Genomic DNA, 24,121 nt, shown 5'->3' on the forward strand with positions numbered 1-24,121 from the left:
GGATCGCCACCAGCGGATGGCGATGGTCCTTTCAAGTTTGACGAGGAGATTTTCATGAGCAGCGACAGCTTTGGCGCGCGCGACCAGTTGGTCGTCGGGGGCACCAGCTACCAGATTTACCGGCTTGATCGGATCAAGACCGCACATCGACTGCCCTACAGCCTCAAGGTGCTGCTGGAAAACCTGCTGCGCAACGAAGATGGCCGTCTGGTGACGCGCGAGCAGATCCAGTCCCTGGCCAATTGGCAACCCGGCGCCACCGCGCAGAAGGAAGTGCAGTACACGCCGGCGCGCGTGCTGATGCAGGACTTCACCGGCGTGCCGTGCGTGGTGGATCTGGTGGCGATGCGTGACGCGATCATCGCGCTGGGTGGCGACCCGCAGCGGATCAACCCGTTGGTGCCCAGCGAGCTGGTGATCGATCACTCCGTCATCGTCGATGCCTTCGGCCACGACGGCGCCTTTTCCGCCAATGCGCAGCTTGAGTTCGAGCGCAACGTGGAGCGCTACCAGATGCTGCGCTGGGCGCAGCAGGCGTTCGACAATTTCAAGGTGGTGCCGCCGGACACCGGTATCTGCCATCAGGTGAACCTGGAATACCTGTCGCGCGTGGTGTTCACCCGCGAAGGGCCGGACGGCCTGCAGGCCTATCCCGATACGCTGGTGGGCACCGACTCGCACACGCCGATGGTCAACGGGCTGGGCGTGCTGGGCTGGGGCGTGGGTGGCATCGAGGCCGAGGCAGCCATGCTGGGCCAGCCGATGAGCATGCTGATTCCGCAGGTGGTCGGCATCAAGCTCACCGGCGAGTTTCCGCCCGGCACCACCGCCACCGACCTGGTGCTGACCGTCGCCGAACTGCTGCGCAAGACCGGCGTGGTGGGCAAGTTCGTCGATTTCTACGGACCGGGCGTGGCCCGCATCCCGCTGGCCAACCGCGCCACGCTGGGCAACATGAGCCCGGAATACGGCGCCACCTGCGCGATCTTCCCGATCGACGACGAGACGCTTGCCTACCTGCGCCTGACCGGTCGTTCGGAGCAGCAAGTCCGCCTGGTCGAGGCTTACGCCAAGGCACAGGGGCTGTGGCACGACCCCGGGCAGGAAGCCGACTATTCGCAGACGCTGGAGCTGGATCTGGGCACGCTGGAGCCGTCCATTGCCGGCCCCAAGCGGCCACAGGACCGCATTCCCGTGCGGGTGGCGCCCGGCGCCGTCGGCGCGTTGCTGGCGGGGCAGACGTACGAAAATGCCATTCAGGGCCGTCTGGACGAAGCGATCGACGAATCGTTTCCCGCCAGCGACCCGGTGTCGATCGTGCGCAGCAGCGCCAGCGACGCGCCGCATTCGCCCGGCCATTGCGACCTCAAGCACGACTGGCCACACGCACCGGTCGACGTGGCCCTGGCCAACGGCGGCAGCGCGCGGCTCGACAACGGTCACGTGGTCATCGCCGCCATCACCTCGTGCACCAACACCTCCAACCCGCTGGTGATGATCGGTGCCGGCCTGCTGGCCAGACGCGCGGTCGAGAAAGGCCTGCGCCGCAAGCCCTGGGTGAAAACCTCGCTGGCGCCGGGTTCGCGCGTGGTTACCGATTACTACGACCGCGCGGGGCTCACGCCGTACCTGGACCAGCTCGGCTTCAACCTGGTCGGCTACGGCTGCACCACGTGCATCGGCAACTCCGGCCCGCTGATTCCCGAAGTGGCGGCGGCGGTGACCGAGCACGATCTCAATGTGTGTTCGGTGCTTTCCGGCAATCGCAATTTCGAGGGCCGCATCCATCCGCAGACGCAGATGAATTTCCTCATGTCACCCATGCTGGTGGTGGCCTACGCGCTGGTCGGCACGATGCACGTCAACCTGCTGCGGGATGCGCTGGGTACCGGTAGTGATGGCAAGCCGGTGTACCTGCGCGACATCTGGCCTTCGACCCGCGAGATCCAGGATGTGATCGACAGCTGCGTGAAGGCGGACATGTTCGCCCGTGGCTATGCCGACGTGTTCGCCGGCGACGACAACTGGCGCAGCCTGCCGCTGCCCGGAGGGAATGCCTTCCAGTGGAATGCCGATTCCACCTACGTGCGGCAACCGCCGTATTTCGATGGCGTGGGTCGCGAGCCGGTGCCGTTGACCGACATCCGCGGCGCGCGCGTGCTGGCCCGGCTGGGTGATTCGGTGACCACCGACCACATCAGCCCGGCCGGTGCGATCAAGCTCGATTCACCGGCGGGGCAGTACCTCGTCGCGCACGGCGTGGAGCGCAAGGATTTCAACTCCTACGGCTCGCGTCGCGGCAACCACGAGGTGATGATCCGCGGCACCTTCGCCAACATCCGCCTGCGCAATCAGCTGGCGCCGGGCACCGAGGGCGGCGTCACCCGCGACTTCACCCGGGCGGGCGCACCGGTGAGCACGATCTTCGACGCGTCGGTCAACTACATCGCCGCCGGCACGCCGCTGGTGATCCTGGCGGGCAAGGAATACGGCTCCGGCTCGTCGCGCGACTGGGCGGCGAAGGGCACGGCGTTGCTTGGCGTGCGTGCGGTGATCGCGCAATCGTACGAGCGTATCCACCGCTCCAACCTGATCGGCATGGGCGTGCTGCCGCTGCAGTTCCATGACGGCCAGAACGCGGACACGCTGGGTTTGTCCGGCGAAGAGACGTTCGAGATCGCCGGCCTGGCCGGCCGCGAGGCGCCGGCGCGCGAGGTGCGGGTAAAAGCCATCGATCCGCAGGGCAGGGAGGTCGCGTTCGACGCCATCGTGCGCATCGACACGCCCGCCGAGGCGGCCTATTACCGCCACGGCGGCATCCTGCCCTACATGCTGCGCCAACTGCTGGACCCTGCGCCGGCCGCGGCCGGGACGTGAGCGGTGGTCAGACCATCAGCTTGTCGATGATCCGCGTCAGCCAGTGCTGCTCCTCGAAATCCAGTTTCGCCAGCACTTCGCGCTCGCGCGCACGCGCCATCGGCGCCACTTCATCGTGCAGGGCCCAGCCGGCTTCGGACAGGCCGAGCACGGAGCGGCGCTTGTCGCCCGCATGGGTGGCGCGGGTGACGCGGCCCGCTTCCACCAATCGTGCCAGCGCGCGGCTCACCGCCACCTTGTCCATCAGGGTGCGCTCGGCCACTTCGCGGGCGGACAAACCATCGAAGCGGGCCAGTACGGCCATCACCCGCCACTCGGTCATGCTGAGGTCGTAGCGGCGCTGGTAGTCGTCGGCAATCGACTGGCTGATCGCGTTGGACAGGATCGACAACCGGTACGGCAGGAAGTGTTCCAGTTCGAGCGGCGCGTGCTCGGCGCTGGCGGGAATGCGTTTGCGGTCGGTCGACACTGCGGCAGTGCTCCTTGCAACTGGTTTCAGTTGTAACTATAACATTGGCATGCAAATCCTTTCGCGGGCGGCAGCGCATCCTTGCGGCGCTCAGAGTCAATTCGCCCGTGTTGAACCGGAGAGTGCCATGAACACCAAGCCCGATCCCGGCATGCAGGTCGCCACGTTCGAGAATCCGATGGGTATCGACGGTTTCGAATTCGTCGAATTCGCCGCGCCGCCCGGGCGCGCCGCCGAACTGCATACCCTTTTCCAGCGCATGGGTTTCGTCGCCGTGCTCAGGCACAAGCACCGCCCGATTATCGTCTATCGCCAGAACGACGTGAACTTCCTCGTCAACGAGGACCCCGACTCCTTCGCCGTGGCCTTCGCGCAGGCGCATGGCCCCAGCGCCTGCGGCTTCGCCATCCGCTTCCGCAAACCGGCCGCCGGGGTGCTGCGTGCCGTGCTGGGCAATGGCGGCGAAGCGTTCACCGAGAAGGCCGACAGCCGAGCGGTGAACGCACCGGTGGTGAAGGGCATCGGCGATTGCATGCTGTACCTGGTGGACCGCTACGGCGACGCGGGCAGCATCTACGACGGTGACTACCAACCCATCGAGGGCGCGGCGCAGAAACCGGCCGGCTTCGGCCTCACCTTCATCGACCACCTGACCCACAACCTGTATTTCGGCAACATGCAGAAGTGGTCGGACTACTACGAGCGCCTGTTCAACTTCCGCGAGATCCGCTACTTCGACATCAAGGGCGCCAAGACCGGCCTGGTCTCGAAGGCGATGACCGCACCCGACGGCATCGTGCGCATCCCGCTCAACGAATCGGACGACCCGAAAAGCCAGATCAACGAATACCTCGATGCGTACAAGGGCGAGGGCATCCAGCACATCGCCTGCTTCACCGACGACATTTACGCCACGGTGGAAAAGATGCGCACCGCCGGGGTGGCCTTCCTCGACACGCCGGACGCGTATTTCGAGGTGATCGACGAGCGGGTGCCGAACCATGGCGAGGACGTGCCGCGGCTGGCGCGCAACAAGATCCTGATCGACGCCGACCCGGAAACGCACCAGCGCAAACTGTTGCAGATCTTCACCCATAACTGCATCGGCCCGATCTTCTTCGAGATCATCCAGCGCAAGGGCAACGAGGGTTTCGGCGAGGGCAATTTCCAGGCGCTGTTCGAGAGCATCGAACGGGATCAGATGAAGCGGGGGGTGCTGTAAGGTCGGGGGCGCGTGGCCCTTCGACTTCGGCCCTGCGGGCCTACGCTCAGGGTGATCGGTGTGGAGACATTCCGTTGTCCCAGAAACCGATCCCCCTGAGCGTAGCTGCTCAGCAGCGAAGTCGAAGGGCAAGCTGGCGAATCATTGACACGGCAAGGAAGCCAAAGAGATGGAATTCACCCTCTATATCCTCGAATGCGCCGACGGCAGCTTCTACATCGGTCACACCGACAATCTCGATCAACGGATGTCGCAGCACGATCAGGGCAAGGGTTGCGCATACACCTCGACTCGGCGTCCATTGAAGTTGATCCATGCAGAGGGTTTCGAGACGCGCTATGAAGCCCTGACCATGGAGCGCAAGCTGAAAGGCTGGAGTCGGGCGAAGAAGCTGGCGTACATGGCGGGTGACTGGAAGGAGATCGGTGCCCTTGGCAAGGGTAAACACAGGCATCAGCGTTAGGTGGCGGCCCTTCGACTTCGGCCCTACGGGCCTACGCTCAGGGAGAACGGCAGAAAAGCAACAGCCGCACCACACCGATCACCCTGAGCGTAGGCCCGCAGGGCCGAAGTCGAAGGGCAAGCCAGCGAACAGCCTATTCGGAGAATCAGCAGTGAACGTGCCATCGCACTACCAACCCGGTTTCGCCAACGAGTTCGCCACCGAAGCCATCGAAGGCACGCTCCCGGTCGGTCAGAATTCCCCGCAGCGCGTAGCCCACGGTCTCTACGCCGAACAGCTCTCCGGCACGGCGTTTACCGCGCCGCGCCACGCCAACCGGCGCAGCTGGCTGTACCGGATTCGGCCCGCCGCGGTGCACGAGCCGTTCCGGCCGCTGGCGCACGCCACCTTCCACAACCGGTTCGATGAAGCGCCGGCCACGCCGAACCAGTTGCGCTGGGATCCGTTGCCGCTGCCCGACGTGCCCACCGATTTCATCGACGGCCTCACCACGCTGGCCGGCAACGGCGGGCCGGCCGAGCAGGCGGGCGTTGGCATCCACCTCTATGCCGCAAACCGCTCGATGCAGGGCCGGTTTTTCTACGATGCCGACGGCGAGCTGCTGATCGTGCCGCAGCAGGGGCGCTTGCGGCTGGCGACCGAGTTGGGCGTGATCGAGATCGAGCCGCAGGAAATTGCGGTGATTCCCCGCGGCGTGCGTTTCCGCGTGGACGTGATCGACGGCGAGGCGCGCGGCTATGTTTGCGAGAACTTCGGCGCGCTGCTGCGCCTGCCCGAGCTGGGGCCGATCGGTTCCAATTGCCTGGCCAACACGCGCGACTTCCTCACCCCATGCGCTGCCTATGAAGACGTCGATGGCGCGTTCGAGCTGGTGGCGAAATTCCAGGGTGCGCTGTGGTCGGCGAAGATCGATCACTCGCCGCTGGACGTGGTCGCCTGGCACGGCAATTACGCGCCGTACAAATATGACCTGCGCCGCTTCAACACGATCGGTTCGATCAGCTACGACCATCCCGATCCGTCCATCTTTACCGTGCTTACCTCGCCCAGCGATACCGCGGGCACGGCCAATGTGGACTTTGCGATCTTCCCGCCGCGTTGGCTGGTGGCGCAGCACACGTTCCGTCCGCCGTGGTTCCATCGCAACGTGGCCAGCGAATTCATGGGGCTGATCGCCGGCGTCTACGACGCCAAGGCCGAGGGTTTCGTGCCCGGCGGCGCGTCGTTGCACAATTGCATGAGCGGGCACGGGCCGGACGCGGCCACGTTCGAGAAGGCGTCGAACGCCGACCTGTCGAAAGCGGACGTGATCGGCGGCACCATGGCTTTCATGTTCGAGACGCGCAAGGTGATCCGCCCCACCGCGCAGGCGCTGGCCTCGCCGCAATTGCAGGGCGATTACTACACCTGCTGGCAGGGCATCGCGAAGCATTTCGATGGTGGAAACAAACCGTGATGCGTACGGCTTTCGTCGTCGCCGGCGCGCTGCTGCTGGCCGCCTGCGGCAGCCCCGACCAGCCGGCGGCCGTGCCGGTGGCATCGGTCAGCTCGGCCGTCACGCCAGCGGTGGCGAACACCGCCCCTGCCTCATTGGCGCGCTACGACGGCTACGGTGATGTGCGTTTCGGCATGGACGAAGCGGCGTTCGCCGAGGCTTGGCGTGGTGAGTTGAAGGGCGCACCGTCACCGGGGTCGGGCTGTTTCTACAAGACGCCGAAAGGGGTGACGCCGCCGGCGGATATCGCCTTCATGTTCGAGGGCGGCCATTTCGTGCGCTACGACGTCGGTACCGCGAAGGAGACTGCGCCGGGTGGCGGCAAGGTCGGCATGGACGAGGCGGGGATCCGGGCGCTGTACGCCCATGTGGATGCGCAGCCGCACAAGTACGTCAGCGGCGCAAACTACCTGCGCATCGCCGCGCCGCACGGCGACGAGGTGCTGGTGTTCGAGACCGATGCGCAGGGCAAAATCACGCGGTGGCGCGTCGGTGTGCCACCACAAATCGATTACGTGGAAGGTTGTGGTTAGATGAATCCGGAGTCCCGATGAAACTTGCAACTCTCAAGGAAGGCGGCCGCGACGGCACGCTGGTGGTGGCCAGCCGCGATCTCACCCGCGCGGTTCGCGCCAGCGGCATCGCCGCGACGCTGCAGGCCGCGCTGGACGACTGGTCCAACACCGCGCCACGGCTCAACGCGCTGTCCGAGGATCTGAATGCGGGCACCGCGACGGGTGCGTTCGCGCTGGACATGCACGCGCTGGCGTCGCCCTTGCCGCGCGCCTACGAATTCGTGGATGGCAGCGCCTACCTGCCGCACGTCGAGCGCGTGCGTCGCGCCCGCGGCGCCGAGGTGCCGGCGTCGTTCTATACCGACCCGCTGATGTACCAGGCCACCAGTGCGGGTTTTCTGGCGCCGCGCGATCCGGTGGTCGTGCCCGCCGAGGATGTCGGCATCGACCTGGAGGCCGAGGTGGTGGTGGTCACCGACGATGTGCCGATGGCGGCCACGCCGGCGCAGGCCTCGGCACACATCCAGCTGGTGGGCCTGATCAACGACGTGAGCCTGCGCGGCCTGATACCCGGCGAACTGGCCAAGGGTTTCGGCTTCCTGCAGAGCAAGCCGCGCTCGGCGTTGTCGCCGGTGCTGGTGACGCCCGATGAATTGGGCGAGGCATGGCAGGGCGACAAACTGCATCTGCCGATGCGCACCTGGCTCAACGACGCGTGGTTCGGCGAAGCCGAGTGCGGCGTGGACATGCAGTTCAGCTTTGCCGAACTGGTGGCGCACGTGGCGCGCACGCGCCCGCTCACCGCCGGCACCATCATCGGCTCGGGCACCATCGCCAACCAGGACACCGGCAAGGGCGCCTCCTGCCTGGCCGAGCAGCGCACGGTGGAAACCCTGCGCGATGGCCAGCCCAGCACGCCGTTCCTGAAATTCGGCGACCGCTTGAAGATCGATATCACCGATGCCGACGGCCGCTCGATCTTCGGTTCGATCGAGCAGCGGGTCGAGCCGCTGGCGCGCTGAGCGAGAGAGCTGCCCCTTTGGTGGGAGCGACTTGTAGGAGCGACTTCAGTCGCGATGCTCTTGATTTGGGGCTCCAGAGCAGAAGCATTGCGACTGAAGTCGCTCCCACAGAGGTCCTCCCACACCACGATCATTGCGGGAATTGATTCGGATCAATGTGCTGCAGCGGGCGCGCCCACAGACTTGCTCCATGGCCACTCCCATCATCCCTCCTGAATTCGATCCCGCGCTGGTTGCCCGCTATGACGTGGCGGGCCCGCGCTACACCAGTTATCCCACCGCGCCGCAGTTCACGCCCTCGTTCGACGAGGCGGCGTTGCGGCAGGTGATCCGCGCCTCCAACGAGGAGCCGATCCCGCGGCCGCTGTCGCTGTACGTGCACGTGCCGTTCTGCATGAGCCCGTGTTTCTACTGCGGCTGCAACCGGGTGATCACCCGCGACATCGGCCAGGCGGATCGCTACCTGGAGCGCCTGTACCGTGAGATCGAGCTGGCGGCACCGCTGTTCGACCGCGACCGGCCGGTGCGCCAGCTGCATTTCGGCGGCGGCACGCCCAATTTCCTCGACGTGCCGCGCATGCGCGAGCTGATGGAATCGCTGGCGCGCCATTTCAGTTTCAGCCAGCAGGCCGAGCGAGAGTACGGCATCGAGCTGGACCCGCGCTTTGCCGATGGCGATTACGTGCATGCGCTGGGCGAGCTGGGCTTCAACCGGATGTCGGTCGGCATCCAGGATTTCGATCCGGCGGTGCAGGAGGCGGTCAACCGCATCCAGAGTTTCGAGCAGACGCAGGAAGCCATCGTGGCCGCGCGCGAGTCGGGCTTTCGCTCGGTCAGCGTGGATCTGATCTACGGGCTGCCGAAACAGAACCTGGATGGTTTCAGCCGCACGCTGGACCAGGTGGTGGCGCTGCACCCGGACCGGGTGGCCGTTTACGGTTACGCGCACCTGCCGGAGATGTTCAAGGCGCAGCGGCAAATCGTCGCGGAGGAGCTGCCGGATGCCGGCACGCGGCTGGCCTTGTTCGGCCGCGCGCTGGCGCAGTTGTCCGCCGCCGGCTACGTCTACATCGGCATGGACCACTTCGCCCGCGCCGACGACGAGCTGGCCGTGGCCCAGCGCGCTGGCACCCTGCAGCGCAATTTCCAGGGCTACTCGACCCACGGCGACTGCGACATCATCGGCCTGGGCGTCAGCGCCATCAGCCGCATCGGCGACAGCTACAGCCAGAGCGCGCGCGACCTTACCGGCTACTACGCCACGCTGGATGCCGGCCGCCTGCCGGTGGCCCGCGGCCTGCTGCTGGACGAGGACGACGTGATCCGGCGCGAGCTGATCGGCGAGTTGATGTGCCACGGTTGCGTGGACAAGCCGCGTTTCGGCGAGCGCCACCGGCTGATTTTCGACGAATATTTCGCCGCCGCACGCCAGCGGCTGCAACCGTTGATCGCCGACGGCCTGCTGCTCGAAGACTCCACATCGCTACAGGTGACCTCGCCGGGGCGCCTGCTGTTGCGTATCATCGCCATGTGCTTCGATGCCTATCTCGATGGGCAGTCGCACACACCGCGTTATTCACGCGCGATCTGATCCGCGCTCCAGAACCGGCGTCCCCGACATCATGTCATCCAAGTACCCGGCAGGCCGCCTGCCTGAGCCGCCCAGCCCGATCGCCGACGACGGTGACGAGACGCATTTCTGCGGTACCTGCGCGTTTTCCAGCGCCTGCATCGCCGCCGGCTACGACAAGCCCGAGCTGGCCGAATTGCAGTGTCTGGTGGAACACGTGGGGCCGTTCCGGGCCGGTGAGCACATCTTCCGCACCGGCGATCCGTTCCGCGCGATCTTCGCGGTGCGCGGCGGCACCGTGAAAACCCGCATGGTGGACAAGGAAGGACGCGAGCAGGTGCTGGGCTTCTACCTGCCCGGCGAGGTGATCGGCCTCAACGCGATCTACCCCGAGCATTTCCCCTGCGACGCGGTGGCGCTGGATACGGCTTTCTTCTGCCGTTTCTCGTTCCCCGCGATGAGCGCGCTGGCCGCGCGCGTGCCGGCCGTGCAGCAGCACCTGTTCCGCATGTTGAGCAAGGAGCTGGGCACCGCCTCGCTGCTGGCCGGTGATCACAGCGCCGACGAGCGCGTGGCCGCGTTCCTGATGGATCTCGCCAGTCGCTACGCGGCACGCGGCTTCTCCGCTACCCGCTTCCACCTCAGCATGTCGCGCGGCGACATCGCCAATTACCTGCGCCTTGCGGCGGAAACCGTCAGCCGCGTGCTGAGCCGTTTCCGCAACCAGAAGCTGATCCAGATCGAAGGGCGCGAACTGCACCTGCTGGACCCCGCCGGCCTGCGCAAGATCGGCCAGGCGCTGCTGCCCGACTAGGCGCGACCACGGCTCCCGCCGCCGTACGCCAGCTCACAGGTCGAGCGTATGGATGACCTGGCCCGAGTCGCCGGGGTCGAGCCGGCGATGGAAGCCAAGATAGCTGGCCAGATCGCGCATCGCCTCGTTGTCGGCGGCGTCGAGCGAAATCATCTGCTTGTAGCCGTTGCGGCGCGCCAAGTCGATCAGGTGTCTCATCAGCAACACGCCGAGGCCGCGTTGACGCCAATCTTCGGCCACGGTCACCGCGCATTCGCAACGGCCCAGCGCGTCGGTGGCGCTGTAGCGGCTCACGCCCACTTCGCGCAGCTTGCCGTTTTCGTGGGCCAGTGCCACGAACGCCATGCGCTGGTTGTAGTCGACATCCATCAGTTGGTCGATCAGTGCCGGGCTCGCTTCCTTGAATCCGCCCAGGAAACGAAGCCGGCGCGAGTCAGGCGACAAGCGGTGGATGAAGTCTTCCTCGCGCTCGCGGTCGTCTTCACGCAGCGGACGGATCAACACCTGGCTGCCGTCCGAAAGTGACTCGATCCAGTGCGAGCCGTCCAGTTTTTCCGGGAATGCGGGCGGGGCGCCCGGGGATGGGTTGGACATGGTGGGATCCTCACGGCAGGTGATCGTGAAGGCCACGACGCCGCACAGGCGTCCAGGTGGCCCGGGTGCTGCAAGGTCCACTTGTACGCCAGCCATGCCCGCGGCCCGTTGACTTCCGTCAACTGGCCGCGCGATCGGCACACGGCGAGCGCGGACATGAGGGCGTAGGTGCGCCTTGCTCGGTCGACGCCTTGTTCAGCCGACGTCGTTGCGCCTGGAGACGGTATCGGTGCGGCAGAGGGCGGCCAGCAGGTCAGGTCGCAAGATGCGCACCGATTTACGGTTGACCTCCAGCACGCCCATTTCCTCCATGCGCGAAAACAGGCGGCTCACCGTCTCGACCACCAGGCCGAGATAGTTGGCGATGTCATAGCGCGACATCGGCAGGTTGAGCGCGGTGCCGTCGCGATGCAGGCGCTGGTAGCGATCGGCGAGGCCATGCAGGAAGCTGGCCAGCTGCTCCTGTGCCTGCTGCTTGCCCATCATGACCAGGTGCCGGTGCTCCTCAACCACCTCGCGGCTGATCACCCGCATCAGTTGGCGGTGCAACGCGGGGACCTCGCTGGTGACCTGCTGCAGTTTGGCGTAGGGCAACTCGCAGATGCTGGACCGTTCCAGCGCCTCCGCCTGGCTGACGTGCAGGTTGGTGGCCAATGCGTCGAAACCCAGGATCTCGCCAGGCAGATGGAAGGCGAGGATCTGCATGTCGCCCGCCTCGTTCTGCACGAAGGTTTTCAGCGCACCGGAGCGCACCACGTACAGTGCCTCGAACGTGTCGTTCTCGCGGTACAGCATGGCGCCACGTTCCAGCGTGCGCTTGTCCTTCACCGTGGCGTCGAGGCGGTCCAGGTCGTCGCCGCCAATGCCGGCCGGCAGGCACAGTTCATACAGCGCGCACGAGCTGCAACTGCGGCGCAGCTGATTGAGGTCGAGCACGGTGGCGGCAGGTTCCATCGGAGCTCGCACAGGCCGAAGCGGCCAGTTGATGGGGAAATCACCATCTTCAAGCCCTAGCATAAGGCTCTTTCTGTCGTGAAAGGGGACTGCCGCGCGTGACGAAACGACGCAAGCGGCGCCCAGCCATCGCCCGCGAACTCGACCAGGCTCAAGCGGGCACCTCGCGGGCACGGCCATGCTGGCGGCGTGTCATCCGGCATGGGGGCGCCCATGTATCGCCCCGTGACCGGAAACGCCTGCCTGGGATCTCCGCGAAACCATCGGCACGATCGGCTATTACCCGATCGACCCGCATGCGGGCGGAAAAACGGAACCGCGTGAGCAATACGCTCAGTCGATCTTGATCGGCTCGTGCAGGCCCGGCAGCTGACAGGCGACGCCGCGTTCGGCCAGCACGTCCTGCATGGCGCGCATGCCACGGTCGTATTCGCCGTGCACCAGGAACACCTTGCGCCGCGGCGCATCGCCCAGCCAGGCCAGCAGCGAGGGCCGGTCGGCGTGGGCGGAGAAGCCGTTGATCGTCCACACCTGCGCGCGCACCGGGATCTCGTCGTTGAACACGCGCACGCTGGCGGCGCCGTCGATGATCCGCCGCGCCAGCGTGCCTTCGGCGGCGTAACCGACGAACACCACGCTGCTGCGTTCGCGCCAAAGGTTGTGCTTGAGGTGGTGGCGCACGCGGCCGCCGTTGCACATGCCCGAGCCGGCCAGGATGATCGCGCCGCCGTCGATGTTGTTGATCGCCATCGACTCGGCCGTGTCGCGGGTGAAATGCAGGCCGGGCATGGCGAACGGGTCGCCGTGCCGCAGTTCGTCCAGGAAGCGTTCGTCGAAGCACTCGGGGTGGCGGCGGAAGATCTCGGTGGCGGAGATCGCCATCGGCGAATCCAGGAACACGCGCACGTGCGGGATCGCACCGTCACGCAGTCCGCGGTGCAGGTAGTAGAGCAGTTCCTGCGTGCGCTCCAGCGCGAACGTGGGGATCACCACGTTGCCGCGGCGGTTCACCGTGTCGCGGATCGCCTGGTACATCTCGTCGATCGAATCCGGCACCGAGCGGTGCGGGCGGTCGCCGTAGGTGCTTTCCATTACCACGTAGTCGGCGGGTGGCGCGGGTGTCGGGTCACGCAGCAGTGGTCGGCCGGGGTTGCCGAGGTCACCGGAAAACAGCATGCGGCGTTGCAGCTTGCCGTCGTCGAGCTCCAGCAGGATCGAGGCCGAGCCGAGGATGTGGCCGGCGTCGAGAAAGCGTGCGGTGACGCCTTCGACCACCGGCACGGTTTCGTCATAGCCGACATCCGGGCCGAAGAAATCCAGCGCGTGCAGCGCGTCATCCAGCGTGTACAGCGGCGGCGCCAGCTCCTCGCTGCGGCGGTTGCGGCGTTGCGCGCGGCGCGCTTCCTCCTCCTGCAGGCCGGCCGAATCGAGCATCACCACCCGCGCCAGTTCGCGGGTGGCGGCGGTGGTGATGATGCGGCCGCGAAAACCCTGGCGCACCAGCAGCGGAATCCGTCCGCAATGGTCGAGGTGGGCGTGGGTCAGCAGCAACACGTCGATGCCGGCCGGGTCGAAGCCGAACGGCTCGGCATTGGCCCGTTCCACCTCCTCGCTGCCCTGGAACATGCCACAGTCGATCAGCACGCGGCGGTCGTTGCAGGTGACGAGATGGCAGGAGCCGGTTACCTGTTTGGCCGCACCGTGGCAGCTGTAGATGATCATAATCGGCGACACTCCGGACGACAGTTGTTGGACGGGATGCAACGACACTGTGGCAGGGCGGGGCACGGGGCGGCTTGACTGGCGTCAGATACAGGGCTCGCTGCGATCTTTCGGCGGGGCTTGTCGACGCCGGAATAGTCTGGCAAACCAACCACAATCACTCTTTGCTGGGACAACGGGGCATGATCGCAGTGCCATTTCATCAGAACGCGAAGGCCGTTCGTGGCTTCGTCGTGTTCTCGCGCGTGGTGGCGGTGTTGATCGGCACGGTCGCGCTGGTGGTGCTGACAGGTTGGTGCCTGGGCGTGCCGCTGCTGACCACGCTGGTGCCGGGACAACATGCCATGAAGGCGAACGCGGCGATCGCGTTCGCGCTTTCCGGGCTGGCCCTTTTGCTGACCCAGGATTTCGTAACCCCGCGGTGGCGTCTTGGCCCATGGCTGTCGATCGTGGTGGCGGGCATCGGCGCGGTGACGCTGGGCGAGTACCTGTGGTCGCTGGATCCGGGTTTCGACCATTTGTTCGACGACTCCGTCGCACGGGCCGCCGGTTTGCCGCAGGGGCGCATGGCGGTGCCCGCCGCGCTCGCGCTGACGCTGCTGGGCGTGTTGGGTTTGCTGGTGTCCACGCGGCGTTACCTGGTGCTGCGAGAAACCATCGCGATGGTGCTGCTGGCCATCGTGGTGACCGGCCTGGCCTCGTATGCGGTTGCCCTGGCCGGCAAGATCGGCGGGCCGTTCGCGCAGGTGCCGTTGCCGACCTTGCTCATGCTGTTGCTGGCAGTACTGGGCTGGCTTTCCTCATCGCCCACCACCGGGCTCACGCGGGTGGCCACGGCCGATACGTTCGGTGGCGCGCTGGCGCGCCGGCTGCTGCTGCCGTCATTGCTGTTGCCGGTGATGTTCATCTTCGTGCTGGAGGCGTTGCAGTCGCTGCTGGGCTTGCCGGAGACGCTGGCTTTCGCCTTTGTGGCGCTGGGCAGTGGCGGCGCCGTGGCCGGGCTGGTGTGGTGGGTGGCCAGCCTGCTGGACAAGCTGGAGCGCCAGCGGATGGAGTCGGCGCTGCTGCGCAACGATGCCGATACCGATGTGTTGACCGGGCTGGCCAACCGACGCGCGTTTGATGGCGCGCTGGCCAGCCTGCTGCACGGGCAGCGCGAACGCGACACCGTGTTCTCGCTGCTGATGCTCGATCTGGATCGGTTCAAGGCCTACAACGATGACTACGGTCACCTGGCGGGCGACCAGGTATTGCGCATCACCGGCCACCTGTTGCGCGCCGCACTGAGGCCGTCGGATCGGGCCGCGCGCTATGGCGGCGAGGAGTTCGTGTTGCTGTTGCCCGAGGCCGATGCGGCCGGCGCGCGCGAAGCGGCCGAGCGCATCCTGCACGCGTTCCGCGACTTCGCATGGCCGCAGCGTGCAGTCACCGTCAGCATCGGCGTGACGCAGGCGACCTGCGGTGACACCGCCGCGGATCTGGTCCAGCGTGCGGACACGGCGTTGTACGCGGCCAAGAACGCGGGCCGCAACCAGGCGGTGGTGGCCACGCCTTAAGACCCGCATAAGCCTTCGCGGTTGCAATGTCCCCCAAGGCAAATCCCTGCCGATACCGGAGACGCACCATGAAGCGCATTGTCATCGCACCGTTGTTCCTTGCCGCCGCCGTCCTGTCGGCGTCCGTCTTCGCCGCGCCGCAGTGCACCAGTGCGCCGCGCGCGCAGTGGCTGACCGAAGCGGCGATGAAGCAGAAGGTGCTCGACCAGGGCTACACCATCAAGGTGTTCCAGGTCTCGGGCAACTGCTACGAGATCTACGGCAAGGACAAGGCCGGCAAGAACGTGGAGATCTACTTCGACCCCACCGATGGCCGCATCGTGAAGAAGAAGGGCGGTTGATCGTCACCTGACTCTCAGCGAGGGCAAGCCATGAACGCGATGGTCAAGGTGTGGGACCCGCTGGTCCGCCTGTTCCACTGGTCGCTGGCGGGCTTGTTCCTCGCCAACTTTTTCACCGAGGAGGGCGAGCTGGTCCACCGCGGTTTCGGTTACGCCATATTGGTCCTGATAGCCGTCCGCTTCGTGTGGGGCTGGGTCGGCACGCGGCACGCCCGCTTCGCCGACTGGGTGCCCGGCCCGCGCCGGGTGCGCGATTACCTGCGCCAGCGCCTGGCCGGGCGCTCGCGGCGGCAGCTCGGGCACAACCCGGCGGCCGCCGTGATGATCCTGGCCCTGCTGGCCGGCGTGCTGCTGGTGGGCGTCACCGGCTGGCTGCAGACCACCGACCGATTCTTCGGCGAAGGGTGGCTGGAGGAGCTACATGAAGTGCTGGCCTACGGTGTGCTGGGGCTGGTGGTGCTGCACGTGCTGGCCGCGGTGGGCGAGAGCGTGCATTACGGTGAGAACCTGGTCGCCTCGATGATCCACGGTCGCAAGCGGGCGCTGGGGCAGGATGCCGCAGCCGGCGAAAAAACGACGCCAATTGCTGCAAGTCAATTGAATGGCCCGATCGCGCGGCAAGAATGAGGCCATGCGCATCCTGCTCGCCGAAGACGACCGTGCACTGGGGCAGGCGCTGGCCGATGGCCTGCGCCAGCTCGGCTATGCGGTGGACTGGATCACCGACGGCAACCAGGCCGCCGCGGCACTGGCCGACACGACCTACGCCGCCGCCGTGCTGGACTGGAACCTGCCGCGCAGCAGCGGCCCGTCGATCATCGCTGGCATGCGCCGTCGCCAGGACGCCACCCCGGTACTGCTGCTGACCGCCCGCGACGAACTGGCCGATCGCGTCGCCGGGCTGGATGCCGGCGCCGACGACTACGTGGTCAAGCCGGTGCATCTGGACGAACTCGCTGCCCGCCTGCGCGCGCTGTTGCGCCGCGCCGACGGCCAGGTGGAACCGGCGATCCGCCTGGGCGCACTCGAAGTCACCCCGGCCGCACGCAGCGCCACGCTGGCCGATGCGCCACTGGAGCTGACCGCGCGCGAATACGCGCTGCTGGAAACCCTGGTGCGCCATCCCGGCCGCGCCTATTCGCGCGACCAACTGGAGGAAGCGCTGTACGGCTGGGACAAGGAAGTGGCCAGCAACGCGGTGGAAGTGCATGTCCATCATCTGCGCCACAAGCTGGGGCCGGGGTGGATCCGCACCTTGCGCGGCATCGGCTACGCGATCAACCGTCCCGGCGGGTCGCCCGCGTGATCCGCCCCTCGCTCAACCGGCGGCTGGTGCTGCGGCTGGTGGCCGGCATCGTGCTGGTGTGGTGCGCCGCCGCCGGCTGGCTGGCCTGGCGCAGCCTGCACGAGGTCGACGAGATCTTCGACCAGATGCTGGTGCGCACCGCCGCCAGCGTGTTCGCGGTGATGCCGGACAAGGCATCGCACGCGGGTGCGGTGCGCCTGTCGGATGGCCGGCTGGTCGAGTCGGACACCACCGCCCAGCGGCCGGCCATCGTGTTGCGTGATGCGCGCGGCGAGCTGCTGGTGGAGAGTGCCGAGCTGCCGCCGCTGCGCTTCGATCCGGGCGATGCGCATTTCCATTCGATCGAGCACGACGAGCGGCGCTGGCGCGTGTTCCAGCGTTGGGATGTGCAGCATCGCTACTGGATCCAGGTCGGGGCGCCGTTGGACGAGCGCGACGAGCTGATGCGCAAGCTGCTGGCGCCGGCGCTGCTGGCCTTGCTGGCGCTGCTGGTGCTGGTGCCGCCGACGGTGTTTGCCGGTTTGCGCAGTGGACTGGAACCGCTGCGCCGGCTCACCCGCAACCTTGCCGTCGGCACCGATCCCACTGCCGCCTCGCTCACCGACGCACAGGTGCCGATCGAACTGGCGCCGTTCACCGAAGCGATCGACAAACTGGTCGATCGCCTGCGGCTGAGCCTGGAACACGAGCGCCGCTTCACCGCCGACGCCGCGCACGAACTGCGCCACCCGCTGGCGGCGCTGCGACTGGAGCTGGATCTGGCCGGCCACGGCGACGATGTGCCCGCTCGCGCGCGGCACCTGCAGCGCGCGCAGGAGGCGCTGGACCGCATGCAGCGGCTGGTGACCCAACTGCTGATGCTGGCGCGGGTGGAGAAACTGGTCGAGCTGGACGACGCCGGTTCGTTGCGATTGGTCGGCGTGGCCGAAGCGGCCCTGCGCGACGCCAGCGAGCGCGCGGCGGCGCGCTCCATCGAGTTGTCGCTGGATCACGACGGCAACGACTTCGTGCTGGGCAGCCGCGGCCTGCTCGGCATCCTGGTGCAGAACCTGGTCGACAACGCCGTGCGCCACGCACCCGAACACGGCCAGGTGAATGTGCGCGTCGGTGGCAACGGCGAACGGGTGACGCTGCAGGTGAACGACAACGGCGGCGGTTTTGCGGTCGATACCACGCGGCTGGGCGAACGTTTCCATCGACCCGAGGGCAGCGTGGGCGAGGGTAGTGGGCTGGGCCTGTCCATCGCCCAGGCTATCGCCCGTTTGCACCACGGCGAGCTGAGCTTCGGCCGCTCCGCGCTGGGCGGCGCACAAGTCAGCCTGAGCCTGCCCCGCGTGGCCGGCCAGGCGCCGCATGTGCCGGGTTATGTCTGAGCCATCGGCCTCTGCATCGGGTGTCCACGGAGAATCACGTGACTGAAACCACCCGCAAACTCAGTTTCCATGTCGTGGCGCGCCGCACGGATGCCCACGGCAGCATCGCCCGCTGCAAGAGCGCCGAACTGTCGCTGGACACCGATCTGGCCGGGCGCGTCGATGCGTTCAACCCTGCCGAACTGCTGTTGGCCGCCGTGTCGGCCTGCATCATCAAGGGTATCGAGCGGGTCACGCCGATGTTGAAGTTTCGGTTGCGGGGCGTGCAGGTGCGCATCAGCGGTGTGCGCCAGGACGTGCCGCCGCGGCTGGAATCGATCGACTACGAAATCCTGGTGGATAGCGACGAGAGCGAGCAGCGCCTGGCCCTGCTGCACGACAACGTGCGCAAATACGGCACGGTGTTCAATACCGTGGCGCCGGGCACCCGGCTTTCCGGCGTGTTGCGGCGCCAGACGGAGGAGGACTGACGCTTCCACGCCAGCCAGCGGGTCTTCGCGTGTGGTCGCCGAGGCGTGGCACCATGCAACAAGGTTCATCGGGAGAAACCGCCGTGCCTGTTATCCGGGTGTTGCCCTTCATCGCCGTGCTGATGCTGGCATTCGGCGTGGTTCAGCCCGCGCACGCGGACCCTGTACCGCCGCCCGATCCGGTGGCCGAGCTGATCCGCGAGCACGTCGAGCCGACCCTCAATGGGCCCGGTGCGGGAGTGGACAAGGCGTTGGCCACGTTCTACGCGCAAGCGCAATTTGCGCCCGCGTGGACACGGCCGGCCGATGTCGACCAGTTGCTGGCGGCCTTGCGTGGCGTGGCCGCCGATGGCTTGAACCCGGACGACTATGCAGTGGACGCGCTGTCGCGTGGCCGCGCGCTGCTGACCGATCCGCACGCCACCGCGTTGCAACGCGCGCAGTTCGACCTGCTCGCCACCGACGCCTGCCTCGCCGCGCTGACCCACCTGTACCGCGGCAAGGTCGATCCGGCCTCGCTGGATACGCACTGGAATTTCGACGCGCGGCAACCGGTGGCAGGACGCGGCGTGCAGAGTGTGCGCGACGCCCTGGCGCAGGGCCGCATCGGTGAGTTGTTTGCGCAGGCGCGACCGCAGAACGCGTTGTACGCCAGGCTGCGTGATGCCCTGGCCCGGTGGCGGCAGATAGCGGCGCATGGCGACTGGGAGCCGATCGCCAGCGGCCCCACGCTGGAGCCCGATGCGCTCGATCCGCGCGTGCCGGCATTGCGGCTTCGGCTGCAGCGGATCGGCTACGACGTGGGCGTCGCCGCCGATGCGGCGGAACGTTACGACCCGGCGTTGCAGCAGGCGCTCAGGCAATTCCAGCGCGAGCAATACCTCAGCGACGATGGCCGGGTGGGGGCGAACACGTGGGCCGCGTTGAACGTGGCGCCGGCGGCGCGCATCGACCAGCTGCGGGTGAACCTGGAGCGTGCGCGCTGGTTGCTGCACCAGTTGCACGGCAACTTCGTCATGGTGGATATCGCCGGCTACGGCGTCACCTATTACAAGGATGCCAAGCCGGTCTGGCGCGCGCGCGTGCAAGTGGGCAAGCCGTACCGCAGCACGCCGGTGTTCAAGTCGCAGATCACCTACCTCACGCTCAACCCGACCTGGACGGTGCCGCCCACCATCCTGAAAAACGACATCCTGCCCAAGGTCCGCAAGAACCCCGGCTATCTCGCCGCCAACCGCATCCGCGTGCTGGACAGCCAGGGCCGCGAGCTGTCGCCGGGCAGCGTGAACTGGGCCAACCCGCGCGGCATCGTGTTGCGCCAGGACGCCGGGCCGGGCAATTCGCTCGGTCGGCTGGTGATCCGCTTTCCCAATGACTACGCGGTCTACCTGCACGACACGCCGCATCAGGAACTGTTCGCGAACCCGCAGCGCGCCACCAGCTCCGGCTGCATCCGGGTGGAGCGGCCGCGCGAGCTGGCCGAGTTGCTGCTGGACGATCCCGTGCGCTGGAATCGGGCGGCCATCGACAGCGCCATCGATACCGGCAAGACCCAGACGGTGACGTTGCGCCAGCCCGTAACGTTGTTGCTGGCGTACTGGACGGTGGACCTGCGCGAGGGCGGCAGGATTGGTTTCCGGCCCGACGTCTACCGGCGTGACGGTCCGTTGCTTGCCGCGCTGGATCGCACGCGGACGTCGTCGTGGCTGGCGCCTGGCGGTGCACCGGTGGGTGCGCCCGGGCACGAGTGACCGGGGCTAGTGCTCCTTCAGCCAGGCCATGGCCTGGTCGCTTTGGTCGTAGTCGAACTTGCGGACCTTGGCCAGCATCAACGGATCGAGCACATGGTCGGCCAGCGATCCGAGCGGGCTGCTGGTGACCACGGCCAGCCTGTCGATCCTGTCGTGCACGCTGCTGACGAACTTCAGGTGCGCGAACAGCGCACCCACACCCCGCCAGCCGGGAAACCGCCGGCTGTGAATCATGATGCCGCGCAAGCGCTCGTGGCCTTCCAGGTAATGGCCGATGGCCTTGCCGACCGCCTCGAAATCATCTTCGTTCAGCGCCTTGTCGGCGGCCGGTTCCAGCACCAGGATACCCGTCTCCGCATCAAGCTGGATGCCGATGCGGGCGCGCCCGCTTTCGCAGACCCAGTCCCTGGCCTCGTCGTAATCGTCGCCGTCGAAGTGTCGCAGTTCGCCCGGCGAAAACACGCCGAACAGCTTGACCGCATTCTCCATCCAGCCGATGTCGCTGACGATCGCCAGGCGCGCCCAGTGCCCGATCCGACCCAGGCCCAGGCGCAGGTCCTGCCATACCGCGCCGGCCTCCATGCCTTTCCATTCGCCGTCGATGCAACACAGGAAATCGAGTTTGCGGTGTTTCTCCAACCGCTCGTTGATCAGCGGGATGAGCTGCTTCTCGTAATCCTCCGCGCGCAGCTTGTCGGTGATGCGGATGCCGATGACGTGGTCCGGAAGTCCATCGATCAAGGTCAACATGGCGCTCGCTCCTGTTGCGGTGCGGTTGGGCACGGGTCCCGCCGGAGTGTATCGCCTGGTCTGTCGGGCGGATGCGAAGAATCCGATACTGCCAGTGGCTTCACTGCCGCCACGTGGCAAACATCCCCAAGGCCGCTGTCGGCGTCGACGCGGCGGCCCGTCAGCGGCTTCGACCCGTCGCCGGTCATCCATCGGAAGACTCCTCCTGCCGTGCCGGTGACCGCGGCTTGGTCTTGCCCTGGCCGCGGCTGTCGGCATCGCCGGCGGCGGGGTCCCAGCCGCCGCCCAGCGCCTTGAACAGCGCGACCAGGTCGATCGCCGCGGCGGTATGCGTGCGCACGTGACCATCTTCGGCCTCGCGCAGCACGCGCTCTTCGGCCAGGAGTTCGGTCAGCGCGATGTCGCCGGCGGCGTAGCGCGCCTGCGCGTGGGCGTAGCTGCGTCGTGCGGCGTCCAGCGCGCCCTGCTGGCGGCGTACCGCGTCCAGGCCCAGCCGGTAGTCGCTCAGTGCGCGCTCCGCATCGCCCAGCGCCGCCAGCACCGTTTTCTCGTAGGCGAGTGCAGCCTGTTGCTCGCGTGCCTCGCTGGCGCGGATCTCCGCGCGCACGCGGCCGCCGTCGAACACGCGCCAGGAGATCAGCGGCACGATCGAGAAGCGCTGGCTGGCGGATTCGAACAGCTGGCTTGCATCGAGTGCCTGGAAGCCACCGCTGGCGCCGATCGAGAGCTTCGGGAACAGCTCCGCCGTCGCCACGCCGATGTCGGCGCTGCGTGCCGCCAGGCGGCGCTCGGCCGCGCGCACGTCGGGCCGGCGACGCAGCAGATCGGCGCGTTGGCCGACCGGGATCGGCACCAGCGTGATCGGTGTGGCGGTGGTGTCGAGCAAGGCCAGCTCGCGCTCGGGCGGTGCGCCCAGCAACACGCCCAGACCCAGCGCCGCGGCGCGCAGGCGCGCGTCGATGGCGGGAAGGCCGGCGGCGGCGGCGTCCAGGCGCGCCTGCGCGGCATCGACATCGGCCTGCGCTGCGTCGCCTGCACGGAAGCGTTGGCCGACGAGGTCGGTCGTCTGCGCGAGCGCCTGCACCGAGGCTTGCCGCGCGGCCAGCTCGCGTTGCGCGCCGCGCAGGCTGAGGTAGCTGCGCGCCACTTCGGCGGCGATGCTGACGCGCACGCCAGCCGCATCCTCCTGCGCGGCCTGCAGGCGCGCCGCGGCGCCTTCCACCGCGCGCCGGGTGGCGCCGAACAGGTCGATTTCCCAGGCCGCGTCGAAGCCGGCGTCGTAGATGGTCTGGTCCCGTGCCAAGCCGGGGATGGAGCCGATCGGCAGCGGCCCGTTCTCGCTCTGCCGGCGCCGGGTCACGCTGGCGCCGGCACCGACGGTTGGCGCATAGCCGCCGGTCGCGCGATCGCGCAGGGCACGCTCCTCGGCGATGCGCGCCTGCGCCTGGCGCAGGTCGAGGTTGTCCGCCAACGCCGTGGCGACCAGCCGGTCCAGCGTCGGGTCGCCCAGCATGGTCCACCAGCTCGACAGGCTGGCCGGCGCCGGCGCGGCGGTGTCCGGCTGCGTCCAGCCATGGCCGGTGTCGACCTTCGGCGGCCCGCGGTAGTCGGGGCCGGCGGCGCAGGCGCCGAGCAACAGCGTGCCCAGCGCGACGGCCGCCACGCGGGGCGCTCGGCAGCGGCGATTGGATGAGCGGGTCATGACAACTCCTTCAGGCATGGCTTGGGTGGCGGTCACTGCAGGCGGCTGCGCACCAGCGCCGTGGCCAGGGTCAGCGTCACCAGCGCGATCACGGCCAGTGGCCAGAGGTTGGCGAGGATGTCCAGCGCCGGCATCGTTTTCAGGAACGTGCCTTCGACGATGACCAGGAAGTGGGTGAGCGGAATGGCCTGCGCCAGCCATTGCAGCGCCACCGGCATGTTCTCCACCGGCGTGGCGAAGCCGGACATCAGCACCGCCGGCACGCCGACGGCGAAGGCGCCGAGGATGGCCTGCTGCTGCGTCGCGCTGACCGCGGAAATCATCAGTCCGATGCCGACCACCGAAAGGATGAACAGCATCAGGCTCACCAGCAGCAAGCCAAACGAGCCGGTAAAGGGAATGCCGAACAGGAACACGCCCGCGCTGATCATGAACAGGCCGAGCAAGGTGCCGATCGCCAGCGCCGGCAGCGATTTAGAAATGATGATTTCCGGCGTCGAGGTGGGCGACACCAGCAACTGGTCGAAGGTGCCGAGCTCGCGTTCGCGCGCGATCGACAGCGAGGTGATCAAGAGCGCGCTGAACAGCGCCAGGATGCCGGTGAGGCCGGGCACGATGAACCAGCGGTAGACCAGGTTCGGGTTGAACCAGTGGCGTACGACTACCGGGTTCGGCGTCTGCGCGCCGGGCACGACCGCGGCGCCGACCTCGGCGGCGATGGTGGACAGATAGGCGACGGTGATCTGGCCGGAGTTGCTGCGCCGGCCATCGACCAGCACCTGCGCGCGGCCGCTGCCGCCGGCGGCGATCGTGCGCGAGAAATCCACTGGAATGGCCAGCGCCGCGATGACCTCGCCGCGGTCGATCAGTTCGTGCAGCTGCCGCTGGCTGTCCACGTGCCGGACGTGGGTGATGAAGCGGGCGCTGTCCAGCCGCTGCACCAGCTCGTGCGACCAGCGGCCAGCGTCCTGGTTGTAGACGGCGATATCGACGTTGCGCACTTCCAGCGTGGCGGCGAAGGCAAACACCAGCAGCTGCAGGATCGGCGGCACGAACACCACCATGCGGCTGCGCGGGTCGCGCAGGATGCTCAAGATTTCCTTGACGAACTGCGCGCGCAGGCGGGTGAAGCTGAGCAGGGAGCCGGACATGGGC

The 24,121-nt window shown here is 67.3% G+C and carries 22 protein-coding genes; 15 read left to right on the forward strand and 7 right to left on the reverse strand.

The features are described 5' to 3' along the window. The first annotated feature begins 54 nt into the window (after positions 1-54). Positions 55-2,877 (forward strand): aconitate hydratase, encoded by a 2,823-nt coding sequence (gene acnA, locus ACFPK0_RS03860; protein ID WP_377338498.1) that lies wholly within the window; start codon positions 55-57, stop codon positions 2,875-2,877. 7 nt (positions 2,878-2,884) lie between these two features. On the opposite strand, the gene ACFPK0_RS03865 is transcribed toward acnA, so the two are convergent. Further along, positions 2,885-3,346 (reverse strand): MarR family winged helix-turn-helix transcriptional regulator, encoded by a 462-nt coding sequence (locus ACFPK0_RS03865; RefSeq protein WP_007080440.1) that lies wholly within the window; start codon positions 3,344-3,346, stop codon positions 2,885-2,887. 151 nt (positions 3,347-3,497) lie between these two features. On the opposite strand from ACFPK0_RS03865, the gene hppD reads away from it, so the two are divergent. The 7 genes from hppD to ACFPK0_RS03900 all read left to right on the forward strand — a co-directional run bounded on the left by hppD (position 3,498) and on the right by ACFPK0_RS03900 (position 10,447). After that, positions 3,498-4,568 (forward strand): 4-hydroxyphenylpyruvate dioxygenase, encoded by a 1,071-nt coding sequence (gene hppD, locus ACFPK0_RS03870; protein ID WP_377340233.1) that lies wholly within the window; start codon positions 3,498-3,500, stop codon positions 4,566-4,568. A 169-nt stretch (positions 4,569-4,737) separates the two neighbouring features. Next, positions 4,738-5,031, forward strand: coding sequence for a GIY-YIG nuclease family protein (locus ACFPK0_RS03875; RefSeq protein ID WP_056605781.1), 294 nt, complete (start codon positions 4,738-4,740; stop codon positions 5,029-5,031). A 151-nt stretch (positions 5,032-5,182) separates the two neighbouring features. Next, positions 5,183-6,487: a homogentisate 1,2-dioxygenase gene (gene hmgA, locus ACFPK0_RS03880; RefSeq protein ID WP_377338501.1), complete on the forward strand. Its 1,305-nt coding sequence runs from the start codon at positions 5,183-5,185 to the stop codon at positions 6,485-6,487. Then, entirely contained in the window at positions 6,487-7,059 is a 573-nt protein-coding gene (locus tag ACFPK0_RS03885) for a lectin (protein WP_377340235.1), read from the forward strand. Before hmgA ends, ACFPK0_RS03885 begins: the two co-directional genes overlap by 1 nt. Before the next feature lie 17 nt (positions 7,060-7,076). Further along, positions 7,077-8,063 (forward strand): fumarylacetoacetate hydrolase family protein, encoded by a 987-nt coding sequence (locus tag ACFPK0_RS03890; RefSeq protein ID WP_056605776.1) that lies wholly within the window; start codon positions 7,077-7,079, stop codon positions 8,061-8,063. Positions 8,064-8,253: 190 nt separating this feature from the next. Then, complete coding sequence (gene hemN, locus ACFPK0_RS03895) at positions 8,254-9,654, forward strand: oxygen-independent coproporphyrinogen III oxidase (protein ID WP_377338503.1); 1,401 nt, start codon at positions 8,254-8,256, stop codon at positions 9,652-9,654. A 31-nt stretch (positions 9,655-9,685) separates the two neighbouring features. After that, positions 9,686-10,447, forward strand: a complete 762-nt coding sequence (locus tag ACFPK0_RS03900) for a helix-turn-helix domain-containing protein (protein WP_056081737.1) — start codon at positions 9,686-9,688, stop codon at positions 10,445-10,447. A 33-nt stretch (positions 10,448-10,480) separates the two neighbouring features. Here ACFPK0_RS03900 and ACFPK0_RS03905 read toward each other — a convergent pair whose 3' ends face one another. The 3 genes from ACFPK0_RS03905 to ACFPK0_RS03915 all read right to left on the reverse strand — a co-directional run bounded on the left by ACFPK0_RS03905 (position 10,481) and on the right by ACFPK0_RS03915 (position 13,717). Further along, a complete protein-coding gene (locus tag ACFPK0_RS03905) occupies positions 10,481-11,041 on the reverse strand; it encodes a GNAT family N-acetyltransferase (protein WP_377338506.1) in 561 nt (186 codons plus the stop codon). A 195-nt stretch (positions 11,042-11,236) separates the two neighbouring features. Next, a complete protein-coding gene (locus ACFPK0_RS03910; RefSeq protein ID WP_056081735.1) occupies positions 11,237-11,995 on the reverse strand; it encodes a cyclic nucleotide-binding domain-containing protein in 759 nt (252 codons plus the stop codon). A gap of 333 nt (positions 11,996-12,328) precedes the next feature. Further along, complete coding sequence (locus ACFPK0_RS03915; protein WP_377338509.1) at positions 12,329-13,717, reverse strand: MBL fold metallo-hydrolase RNA specificity domain-containing protein; 1,389 nt, start codon at positions 13,715-13,717, stop codon at positions 12,329-12,331. A gap of 182 nt (positions 13,718-13,899) precedes the next feature. Here ACFPK0_RS03915 and ACFPK0_RS03920 point away from each other — a divergent pair, with 182 nt between their 5' ends. From ACFPK0_RS03920 to ACFPK0_RS03950, 7 genes are all read left to right on the forward strand, one after another. After that, on the forward strand, positions 13,900-15,273 hold the full coding sequence (locus ACFPK0_RS03920; protein WP_377338511.1) for a GGDEF domain-containing protein: 1,374 nt from the start codon (positions 13,900-13,902) through the stop codon (positions 15,271-15,273). 68 nt (positions 15,274-15,341) lie between these two features. After that, the gene (locus ACFPK0_RS03925) at positions 15,342-15,614 is read left to right on the forward strand and encodes a PepSY domain-containing protein (RefSeq protein ID WP_377338513.1); all 273 of its coding nucleotides are present in this window, start codon (positions 15,342-15,344) and stop codon (positions 15,612-15,614) included. Between the two features lie 30 nt (positions 15,615-15,644). Then, entirely contained in the window at positions 15,645-16,241 is a 597-nt protein-coding gene (locus ACFPK0_RS03930) for a cytochrome b/b6 domain-containing protein (protein ID WP_377338515.1), read from the forward strand. Positions 16,242-16,245: 4 nt separating this feature from the next. Next, the gene (locus ACFPK0_RS03935) at positions 16,246-16,920 is read left to right on the forward strand and encodes a winged helix-turn-helix domain-containing protein (RefSeq protein ID WP_377338517.1); all 675 of its coding nucleotides are present in this window, start codon (positions 16,246-16,248) and stop codon (positions 16,918-16,920) included. After that, positions 16,917-18,293 carry an ATP-binding protein gene (locus tag ACFPK0_RS03940; protein ID WP_377338519.1) on the forward strand — a complete coding sequence of 459 codons (1,377 nt, stop codon included), beginning with the start codon at positions 16,917-16,919 and terminating at the stop codon, positions 18,291-18,293. The genes ACFPK0_RS03935 and ACFPK0_RS03940 overlap by 4 nt, the downstream gene beginning before the upstream one ends. A gap of 38 nt (positions 18,294-18,331) precedes the next feature. Beyond that, the gene (locus tag ACFPK0_RS03945; RefSeq protein WP_377338521.1) at positions 18,332-18,763 is read left to right on the forward strand and encodes an OsmC family protein; all 432 of its coding nucleotides are present in this window, start codon (positions 18,332-18,334) and stop codon (positions 18,761-18,763) included. Positions 18,764-18,846: 83 nt separating this feature from the next. Next, positions 18,847-20,514 carry a L,D-transpeptidase family protein gene (locus ACFPK0_RS03950; protein WP_377338523.1) on the forward strand — a complete coding sequence of 556 codons (1,668 nt, stop codon included), beginning with the start codon at positions 18,847-18,849 and terminating at the stop codon, positions 20,512-20,514. Between the two features lie 6 nt (positions 20,515-20,520). Here the strand turns inward: ACFPK0_RS03950 and ACFPK0_RS03955 are convergent, their stop codons facing one another. The 3 genes from ACFPK0_RS03955 to ACFPK0_RS03965 form a co-directional block, all read right to left on the reverse strand. Further along, positions 20,521-21,264: a SpoIIAA family protein gene (locus ACFPK0_RS03955; RefSeq protein ID WP_377338525.1), complete on the reverse strand. Its 744-nt coding sequence runs from the start codon at positions 21,262-21,264 to the stop codon at positions 20,521-20,523. Between the two features lie 184 nt (positions 21,265-21,448). Further along, on the reverse strand, positions 21,449-22,966 hold the full coding sequence (locus ACFPK0_RS03960; protein WP_377338527.1) for an efflux transporter outer membrane subunit: 1,518 nt from the start codon (positions 22,964-22,966) through the stop codon (positions 21,449-21,451). A 32-nt stretch (positions 22,967-22,998) separates the two neighbouring features. Next, the gene (locus tag ACFPK0_RS03965; RefSeq protein ID WP_377338529.1) at positions 22,999-24,117 is read right to left on the reverse strand and encodes an ABC transporter permease; all 1,119 of its coding nucleotides are present in this window, start codon (positions 24,115-24,117) and stop codon (positions 22,999-23,001) included. Positions 24,118-24,121 lie beyond the last annotated feature (4 nt).

Origin of the sequence: Rhodanobacter ginsenosidimutans (assembly GCF_042655685.1) — a bacterium.
GTDB classification, from domain to species: domain Bacteria; phylum Pseudomonadota; class Gammaproteobacteria; order Xanthomonadales; family Rhodanobacteraceae; genus Rhodanobacter; species Rhodanobacter ginsenosidimutans.